The organism is Actinomadura sp. BRA 177 (genome assembly GCF_013372625.1).
GTDB lineage: Bacteria > Actinomycetota > Actinomycetes > Streptosporangiales > Streptosporangiaceae > Spirillospora.
Window position 1 is genome coordinate 1 of the sequence record NZ_JABXFD010000161.1, and the last position, 8,871, is coordinate 8,871.

The 8,871-nt window shown below is 70.0% G+C and carries 8 protein-coding genes and 1 pseudogene; 6 read left to right on the forward strand and 3 right to left on the reverse strand.

What is annotated here, in order from left to right:
• Positions 1-944, reverse strand: a pseudogene (locus HUX53_RS05055) (IS200/IS605 family accessory protein TnpB-related protein); the annotation flags it as partial.
• A gap of 357 nt (positions 945-1,301) precedes the next feature.
• Here HUX53_RS05055 and HUX53_RS05060 point away from each other — a divergent pair.
• Positions 1,302-1,529: a hypothetical protein gene (locus tag HUX53_RS05060; protein WP_176402003.1), complete on the forward strand. Its 228-nt coding sequence runs from the start codon at positions 1,302-1,304 to the stop codon at positions 1,527-1,529.
• Between the two features lie 108 nt (positions 1,530-1,637).
• Here the strand turns inward: HUX53_RS05060 and HUX53_RS40730 are convergent, their stop codons facing one another.
• Positions 1,638-1,886 carry a DUF6458 family protein gene (locus HUX53_RS40730; RefSeq protein WP_176402002.1) on the reverse strand — a complete coding sequence of 83 codons (249 nt, stop codon included), beginning with the start codon at positions 1,884-1,886 and terminating at the stop codon, positions 1,638-1,640.
• 167 nt (positions 1,887-2,053) lie between these two features.
• Here HUX53_RS40730 and gatC point away from each other — a divergent pair, with 167 nt between their 5' ends.
• From gatC to gatB, 5 genes are read left to right on the forward strand one after another with little or no spacing between them, the layout of a single operon-like run.
• Positions 2,054-2,404, forward strand: coding sequence for an Asp-tRNA(Asn)/Glu-tRNA(Gln) amidotransferase subunit GatC (gene gatC / locus HUX53_RS05070; protein WP_176402004.1), 351 nt, complete (start codon positions 2,054-2,056; stop codon positions 2,402-2,404).
• Positions 2,404-3,888 carry an Asp-tRNA(Asn)/Glu-tRNA(Gln) amidotransferase subunit GatA gene (gene gatA, locus HUX53_RS05075; protein ID WP_176402005.1) on the forward strand — a complete coding sequence of 495 codons (1,485 nt, stop codon included), beginning with the start codon at positions 2,404-2,406 and terminating at the stop codon, positions 3,886-3,888. The genes gatC and gatA overlap by 1 nt, the downstream gene beginning before the upstream one ends.
• A 25-nt stretch (positions 3,889-3,913) precedes the next feature.
• A complete protein-coding gene (locus HUX53_RS05080) occupies positions 3,914-5,089 on the forward strand; it encodes an AAA family ATPase (protein ID WP_176402006.1) in 1,176 nt (391 codons plus the stop codon).
• The gene (locus HUX53_RS05085) at positions 5,086-5,688 is read left to right on the forward strand and encodes a DUF4276 family protein (protein WP_176402007.1); all 603 of its coding nucleotides are present in this window, start codon (positions 5,086-5,088) and stop codon (positions 5,686-5,688) included. Before HUX53_RS05080 ends, HUX53_RS05085 begins: the two co-directional genes overlap by 4 nt.
• A 14-nt stretch (positions 5,689-5,702) precedes the next feature.
• Positions 5,703-7,181, forward strand: a complete 1,479-nt coding sequence (gene gatB, locus HUX53_RS05090) for an Asp-tRNA(Asn)/Glu-tRNA(Gln) amidotransferase subunit GatB (RefSeq protein ID WP_176402008.1) — start codon at positions 5,703-5,705, stop codon at positions 7,179-7,181.
• A gap of 40 nt (positions 7,182-7,221) precedes the next feature.
• Here the strand turns inward: gatB and HUX53_RS05095 are convergent, their stop codons facing one another.
• Positions 7,222-8,313, reverse strand: a complete 1,092-nt coding sequence (locus HUX53_RS05095) for a sorbosone dehydrogenase family protein (protein ID WP_176402009.1) — start codon at positions 8,311-8,313, stop codon at positions 7,222-7,224.
• Between the last annotated feature and the right edge of the window lie 558 nt (positions 8,314-8,871).

Sequence of the window (8,871 nt, forward strand, 5' to 3'; positions counted from 1 at the left end):
GTCTTGGGGGTTTGCCAGGAGGCGGTGAGGTACCAGCGTTCCCGGGGCACGTCCAGGTGGATGCGGTAGGCGACGGCCCGGTTGGCCGCCACCCGGTCGGCCCACTCGGTGCCGCGGTGCGCGAACCGCACTCGGGCGGACAGGATGTACCGGCCGTGGGGGGCGTTGGCCAGGTCCGCCAGCGGGCCCGGAAGCCGGATGGACACCTCACCCTCGAGCGTGACACGGATGGTCTCGTTCCCGTACCGCTTCCCGCTCTCCCCGTCGGCGTGCAGGAACCAGCGTCCGGCCTCCCACCGCGCCCGCCACTCCTCCTGAGTCACTCCTGCCTCGTCGAGATGGTGCCGGTTACGGGCCAGCTTCTTACCGCCCCGCACCACATGCACCACACCTTCATCGAAGTCGGCGCGCTCGGAGGCCAGCCGGTTCTGGAGCACACGCAGGCGGCGGGACTTGGCGAACCATTCCTGCCGGGACCGGTATCCGCCCGGCGCCCGCTTGGTGCCCTTCTCACCCACCGGCAGCGACAACCGGCGCTCGATCGTCCTCACGCCCTCCTCAAGGGACTGCAGGTGAGCTAACTGGGAGCGGCGGGCCAGCGCCCACTGATCATGAGACGATTTGGTGATCGCGCCCGCCCACCGCGCCGACGACGCGCCCGTCAACTCCCGCTTACGCGTCGCCCACGTGTCCGCGCCGTGCTCCAGCCCGTCGGCGCAGCGTGCCTTGAGGTCACGTGAGGCCAGCGACCCCAGGTGTGCGCCGACCTGGCGCAGCACCTGCTCGTCCAGCGCGGTCAGCCCCTTGAGCCGGTTTCGGACCGCCACCCCGCACGGGCCGGAGGCGACGAACGGCGGATCGATCGCACGCAGCCCCGAATCGGCCGTCCCCGGTCGCCGCCGTGGCGTGGAGGCCATCACGCCGGTGATTTCGGAGGGTGACATGACCATAACTTTAAGTCATCTGTCTCGAACGTGCAATCGACTTGGTCGCAAGCATCGATTCCGCACGTGGTGAATCGGCTCGGCGAGCCCACGCGCGGCCGCTGTCACGCTCTAGACCACCCGGGCTGCCTCACTCTTCGCATTTCAGGCGCCACTCCTGTACGACAATGGACACTCAACAACACTCGGCCGCCAGCAGTGCACGACCCCGGAACCCGCGGTGTGATCTCCCGGGAGCGCCCATTGAAGCCCCGCAGGACGGGACGTCACACCGCGGCGCCTGTGTGGGCGAGACATGACCGGGTACTTTGCGGAGGGTCTTACATGGTGTCGGGCGCGGCGGTACGATCGCGCGCCATGAACAATGCCGCGCGTGGAGTGATCTTCGCCCTGTCCCTCATGGGCATGGCGTTCATGTTCTTCGGGTTGATGGACTACGTCACCACGGAGGACTTCAAGGCCGAGGACATGGCCGGGACGGTGGCGTGCGGCTTCGCCATGCTCTCGTGCGCGGTCATCGGGGGCGCCGCCCTGGCGGGGATGAAGCCGCCGGCCCCGAAGACGATGGCGCTGCCCTACCCGTAGCAGGGGACGGTCCCGCCGCAGGCGCAGGCGTATCCGCAGCCGGGGGCGGTGCCGCAGCAGTACGCGCCGCAGCCGTACGGTGTCCCGCCGCGGCAGGACTGAGCGCGGTCAGTAGGGGCGCCGGCGGGTCTCGTAGTCGTCCTCGTAGTACTCCTCGCGGACGCGCGGCGGGGGGCGGCGCTCGACGGAGCGGCGGGCCGACGCGATCCGGACGATGCCGACGATCAGCCCGATCGCGCCGCCGACCATCAGGATGATGCCGACCAGCCGGATGTCGATGCCGCTGAACTCGTAGTTGACCGCGTAGGCCAGGATCGCGCCGATGATGATCAGGGCGATGCTGCCGCCGATGGTCACGGCGGTCTCCTCTCGTCGTCCCGGGGGTGGACGAGACAAGCGTTCCCCGTATGCGGAGATGAAACGGCGCGCGGAGATCATGCCTGCGTAAACCGGTCGGGCGGCGGGGTGCGCGGCCCATAGGATGGGGCCGAACCCAATACATCGCCAGAACGGTTTCTCATCCCATGATTGACGAGCACGCCGCCTCCCATGGCTCCGCCGGGGACGAAGTCGCCGGCGGAGCCATCACCCGTGACGAGGTATCGCACCTCGCCCGGCTGTCCCGGCTGGCGCTCGGCGACGATGAGCTCGACCATCTCGCCGCCCAGCTCGACCAGATCATCTCCGCGGTCGCGCGGGTGCAGGAGGTCGCCGCGGAGGACATCCCGCCCACCTCGCACGCGCTGCCGCTGACCAACGTCTACCGGACGGACGAGGTACGGGAGTGCCTCACGCCCGAGCAGGCCCTGTCCGGTGCGCCGGCCGCCGAGGAGCAGCGCTTCCGCGTCCCGCGGATCCTGGACGAGGAGGCCTGATGGAGCTGGTCAAGAAGGGCGCGGCGGAGCTCGGGGAGCTGCTCGCCGCCGGTGAGGTGTCGGCCGTCGAGGTGGCGCAGGCCCATCTGGACCGCATCGCCGCCGTGGACGGGCAGGTCAACGCGTTCCTGCACGTCGACGGCGAGACGACGCTGGCGCAGGCGCGGAAGGTGGACGAGCGGCGCGCGGCGGGGGAGGAGCTCGGCCCGCTGGCCGGCGTCCCCATCGCGCACAAGGACGTGTTCACCACCACGGACATGCCGACCACCGCCGGGTCCAAGATCCTTGAGGGCTGGCGGCCGCCGTACGACGCGACCATCACGGCGCGGCTGCGGCAGGCCGGCCTGGTCATCCTCGGCAAGACGAACATGGACGAGTTCGCCATGGGGTCGTCCACCGAGAACAGCGCCTACCAGACCTCGGGCAACCCGTGGGACCTGGGGCGCATCCCCGGCGGCTCGTCCGGCGGGTCGTCCGCGGCCGTCGCCGCGTACGAGGCTCCGCTGTCCACGGGCACCGACACCGGCGGGTCGATCCGGCAGCCCGCCGCCGTCACCGGCATCGTCGGGATGAAGCCGACCTATGGCGGATCGTCCCGGTACGGCGTGATCGCGTTCGCGTCCTCGCTCGACACGCCCGGCCCGTTCGCGCGCAACGTCCTCGACGCGGCGCTGCTGCACGAGGCGTTCAGCGGCCACGACCCGATGGACTCGACCTCGGTGAGCGAGGCCGTCCCGCCGGTCGTGGACGCCGCCCGGCACGCCGATGTCAACGGCCTCCGCGTCGGCGTCGTGAAGGAGTTCGCCGGCGACGGCTACGAGCCCGGCGTCTCGGCCCGCTTCACCGAAACGGTCGAACTCCTCGAATCCCTCGGCGCCAAGGTGATCGAGGTCTCCTGCCCGAACTTCACGTACGCGCTGCCCGCCTACTACCTGATCGCGCCGTCGGAGTGCTCGTCCAACCTGGCCCGCTTCGACGCCATGCGGTACGGCCTGCGCGTCGGCGACGACGGCTCCCGCAGCGCCGAGGAGGTCATGGCGCTGACCCGCGCGGAGGGCTTCGGCCCCGAGGTCAAGCGCCGCATCATGCTCGGCACGTACGCGCTCTCCTCGGGCTACTACGACGCCTACTACGGCAAGGCGCAGCAGGTCCGCACCCTGATCAAGCGCGACTTCGAGGCCGCGTTCGAGCAGGTGGACGTGCTGGTCTCGCCGACGACGCCGACCACCGCGTTCCCCATCGGCGAGCGCGCCGACGACCCGATCGCGATGTACCTGGCCGACCTGTGCACCATCCCGGCCAACCTCACCGGCAACGCCGCGATCTCGGTCCCGTGCGGCCTGTCCGACGGCCTGCCCGTCGGCCTGCAGATCATGGCCCCCGTCCTCGGCGACGACCGCGTCTACCGCGTCGGCGCCGCCGTCGAACGGGCCCTGGAAGACCGCTGGGGCGGCCCCCTCCTGGCCCAGGCCCCGGAACTCTAGGCGACCACGGAACGGCGGTACGTCAGTGATCACCCGCGTCGAGATAGACGGCTTCAAGTCCTTCCTGGACTTCAAGCTGGACGTCCCGCCGTTCCTCGCCCTCGTCGGCCCCAACGCCAGCGGCAAATCCAACCTCTTCGACGCCATCGAGTTCAACCAGAAGGCGTTGCGCTCGCCGGAAACGGCCTTGCTCGAAGCCCGGCGGGGACGCCCGTTCGAACTGTTTCACCGAGTCGTCAAGGGCGCTCCGGTCGAGGAGATTGCGGTCCGAGTAGGCAGACTGCTGCGGCTTCCGGACGGATTCGTGGGTGTCGACACACGCGCAGGAACCCGGCTGGACGACAAGGGCATCCCTGGCGAGGTCGGCAATCGGCTACAAATACTCCACGTCCCCGAGCAGGCGACCTTTCCCGCTCCCGTTCAGCAGCGAGTGTGGCAGGGCGTGCATGAGGCGATCAGTCCCACGGCTGCTGATCAGGCCTTCTCCGGGGTGATGAGCCGAATCAGGGCAGGTATCGACAGCGTGCGCGAGTACGTGCCCGAGCCACGGCTGATGCGCGGCAGGGGTTCGTTGGCGGACGTTGTCGCCCTGGCGCCGGACGGCAGCAACCTGGCCGCCGTCCTCGGACGGATGCGCTCGTCCGATGCCTTGGATGACCTTGTGGTGGACCTTGCCGCGCTCATTCCGGACGTCAGGGAGATCAAGACCGAGGTCAATGAGAGACACCAGGAGTGGTCCTTCGAGCTAGTCGTCGAGGGGCAGGGGGCCGTCCCCAGCACACTCCTCTCGGACGGGACACTGCGGATCCTTGGGCTCCTCGCGGCGCTGCACGATCCCGACCATTCGGGCGTGCTCATGGTTGAGGAGATCGAGAACGGGCTCCACCCGGGGCGGCTCGCCGAGTTGCTGCGGCGGATTCAGGAGCGGGTGACCGATCTGAACGACCCTGAGTCGCTGGAGCGGCCGTTGCGGCAGGTCATCATCACGAGCCACTCGCCTGTGGTGGTGTCGGAGCTGTACCGCACCCGCCCCGAGTCGCTGGTGTTCATGGACACGGCCGTCCGCGTCGACCCGGAGAAGGAGCGGGTGTCGCGGGTCACCGTGGCCAAGCCCGTCCGGGACGAGGGGGAGCCGGGAACATTCGTGTCTCCCCGGCAGGTTCGCAAATACCTCGGCACCGTGCGGCAGGACGAGCTGTGAGTCGCCCGCTGGTGCCGGGGCTCCTGGCAGAGAACACCACCGACGAGCGGTTCCTAGGGGCCGTGGTGTTCCGTCAACTCCGGGCGCTGACGGAGAAGGGCGCCCGGCACGTCGTGGACGTCGCCAAGACCGAGATCGGCGAGTGCTGGACGATCAAGGACGCCGATCGGGTCTGCCGGGCGGTCACGGAACTCGCAGAGGACTGCCACCTGATCTGCGTCCACAACGACCACAACGAGCGCGGCAAGGCCGAGAAGGTCGTGCAGGTCCTGCGGGAGCAGGGGCTGGCCACACCCGTGATCCCGCTGGTGCCGGTGCGGGAGACCGAGGCGTGGTTGCTCGCCGACCGCGCGGTCTGGGCGGGACTGCGGGGCAGTGACACGTCGGGCATGCCCGACCGCCCGCGCGACGTGGAGAAGATCAGCGATCCGAAGCCTGTGCTGGACGCCGTTCGTCCAGGGAGCGGGCGTCGTTCGCGGGCCGACTACTTCGATTACATAGGACAGAACGTCGACCTCGACGTGCTCGCGCAGATACCGGCGTATGCCGACTGGGTGGCCGAGACGGAAGAGGCGTTGAAGGGACTGGGATACCTGTGAGCGTAGATGCGCTTATGAGTTATGACGAGGCGCTGGGCAAGTTCGAGCCGGTGCTGGGGATCGAGACGCATATTGAGTTGGGCACCGCGTCGAAGATGTTCTGCGGGTGCCCGACCGGGTTCGGGGCGGAGCCGAACACGCAGGTTTGTCCGGTGTGCCTCGGGTTGCCGGGGGCGCTGCCGGTGACGAACCACGCGGCGATCGAGGGCATCATCAAGATCGGGCTGGCGCTGAACTGCGACATCGTGGAGTGGTGCCGGTTCGCCCGGAAGAACTACTTCTATCCGGACATGCCGAAGAACTTCCAGATCTCGCAGTACGACGAGCCGCTGTGCGTGGACGGTCATCTGGACGTCGAGGTCGACGGCGAGAAGTACCGGATCGAGATCGAGCGCGTCCACATGGAGGAGGACACCGGCAAGTCGCTGCACGTGGGCGGCTCGACGGGGCGCATCCATGGGGCCGAGTACTCGCTGGTCGACTACAATCGGGCCGGCATCCCGCTGGTGGAGATCGTCACCAAGCCGATTCCGGCGACCGGTGACAAGGCGCCGCTGGTGGCGCGGGCGTACGCGACCGAGCTGCGGGAGCTGGTCCGCTCGCTCGGTGTGTCGGACGTTCGCATGGAGCAGGGCTCGATGCGCTGCGACGTCAACGTCTCCCTGATGCCGCGCGGCGCGCAGGAGTGGGGGACGCGGACGGAGACGAAGAACGTCAACTCGCTGCGGTCGGTCGAGCGGTCCGTCCGGTCGGAGATCGAGCGGCAGGCCGGGGTGCTGGACGCCGGCGGGCGCGTCGTGCAGGAGACCCGGCACTTCCACGAGGACAGCGGCCGCACCACCAGCGGGCGCAGCAAGGAGGAGGCGCAGGACTACCGGTACTTCCCCGAGCCCGACCTGGTGCCGATGGCGCCGTCGCGGGAGTGGGTGGAGGAGTTGCGCGCGACGCTGCCCGAGCTGCCGGCGGCGCGGCGGCGGCGCATCCAGGCGGAGTGGGGCCTGTCCGACCTGGAGCTGCGGGACGTCGTCAACGCCGGCGCCGTCGACCTCATCGAGGCGACGGTCGCGCGGGGCACCGACGCGGCGGCGGCCCGGAAGTGGTGGATGAACGAGCTGTCGCGGCGCGCGACCGAGCAGGGCGTCGAGCTGGCGGATCTGCCGATCACGCCGGAGCAGGTCGCCCGGGTCCAGGCGATGATCTCGACGGGGGAGCTGAACGACAAGCTGGCCCGCAAGGTGTTCGAGGGCGTCCTCGCGGGGGAGGGCCCGCCGGACGAGGTCGTCGCGAAGCGGGGCCTGAAGGTCGTCAGCGACGAGGGCGAGCTGTCGTCGGTCATCGACCAGGTGATCGCCGACAACGCCGATGTGGCGGACAAGGTCCGGGCGGGCAAGGTCGCCGCCGCCGGTGCTCTTGTCGGCGCCGTCATGAAGGCCACCCGTGGGCAGGCCGATGCCGGGCGCGCGCGTGAGCTGATCCTGGAGAAGCTCGCCTGATGCGTGACGCCGTCCCGTGGCCGGCGCCACGGGACGGCGGTCAGCTGAGGGGGACGTCGATGACGCGGTCGTCGTCCGGGGCCGGGTCGCCTCGGCCGTCGCGGTTGCTGGTCGTCATCCAGAGGGAGCCGTCCGGGGCCTTGACCACGGCGCGCAGGCGGCCGTAGTCGTTCTCGAAGCGGGCGACCGGCTTGCCGGCCTTGCCGTTGTCCAGGGGGACCTGCCAGAGGCGTTCGCCGCGCAGGGCGGCGGCCCACAGGGAGCCGTCCGCGTAGGCGAGGCCGGACGGGGACGCCTCGTCGGTCGTCCAGGTCAGCAGCGGTTTCGTGAAGCCGTCGCCGTCCTCGTCGCCCTCGACCTCGGGCCAGCCGTAGTTGTGGCCCTTCTCGATCAGGTTGATCTCGTCGAAGCGGTTCTGCCCGAACTCGGTGGCGTAGAGGCGGCCCTCGTCGTCCCAGGCGAGGCCCTGGACGTTGCGGTGCCCGTACGTCCAGACGCGGTTCCCGAACGGGTTGCCGGGGGCGGGCTTCCCGTCGGGGGTGACGCGGAGAATCTTGCCGGCGAGGGAGTCCTTGTCCTGGGAGAGGGGGCCGTCGCCGGTCTCGCCGGTGGTGATGTACAGCATCTTGTCGGGGCCGAACTTCAGCCGCCCGCCGTTGTGGTTGGGGCCCTTCGGGATGCCGGTGACGATCGGCTCGGGTGTACCGAGGCGCCCGTCATAGGTGGCGCGGACGACACGGTTGTCCGACGCGGCCGTGTAGTACAGGTAGATCAGATGGTCGGTCGAGTACGACGGGGACACGGCCACGCCCAGTAGCCCGCCCTCGCCCTGCGGCTCCACGCCGGGCACCGTGCCGACCGTCGTCTTGTCACCGGACGCCGTGACCCGCACGAGGCGGGCAGAGTCGCGTTCGGTGACGAGGGCGTCGCCGCCGGGCAGGAACGCCACCGCCCACGGCACCTCCAGGTTCGCCGCCACCGTCCGCGGTTTCCCGTCCGGGCCTGCCGACGCGCTGGACGACAGCGGCGGCGGTGTGCGCCCGCCGCCGTCCCCGCCGCCGCCGGACGACGAGGACGAGCAGCCCGCGAGGACCACCGCGGCCGAGACCAGGACGATCGTGTGCAGTCGCATGAACGCCTCCCGTAGGTAGTACGGATCCGGCGGGCAGGTCGTTCCCCGTCACCGAGCGTCATGCCGGTGCAAGCCGCCGATACGGTGACGATCGGCTTTCGGACGTCCCAAACGGGGCCGCGGCCCGGTCGTTTGTCGCCGGGTGGACGCTCAGCCTCAATCGCTCCGTGACCTACCGAACGTACAGTGAGCGACACGGTGATCCCGTAGTGCAGCAACGTCGCTGATCCCAGGCAGGCGGCTCCGGCAGGCAAGCTCCCCCCAGGCCGGCCGGTTCGCCCGCCACCTCGCGCCGACCCTGCGCGGGGCACGATCCGCGACCTTCCGGCCGTTGTACGAGGCGGCGAGGGTCGTGGACCCACTCTCCCCCGGCGTGCGGCGGCACCGTATCGCGGGGGCCGATCAGCTCCACCGGGGGCAGGAAGGGACACGGCGCGATGAGCGGCGACTACGCCAGGCGCATACCGCCGCGTGCGCTGCCCGTCGCCATGGCCGCGGTCGTCGGCGTGCTCTACGCGGCCGGTTCGCTGCTGGGCTGGGGCGGCCGGGCGTGCATCG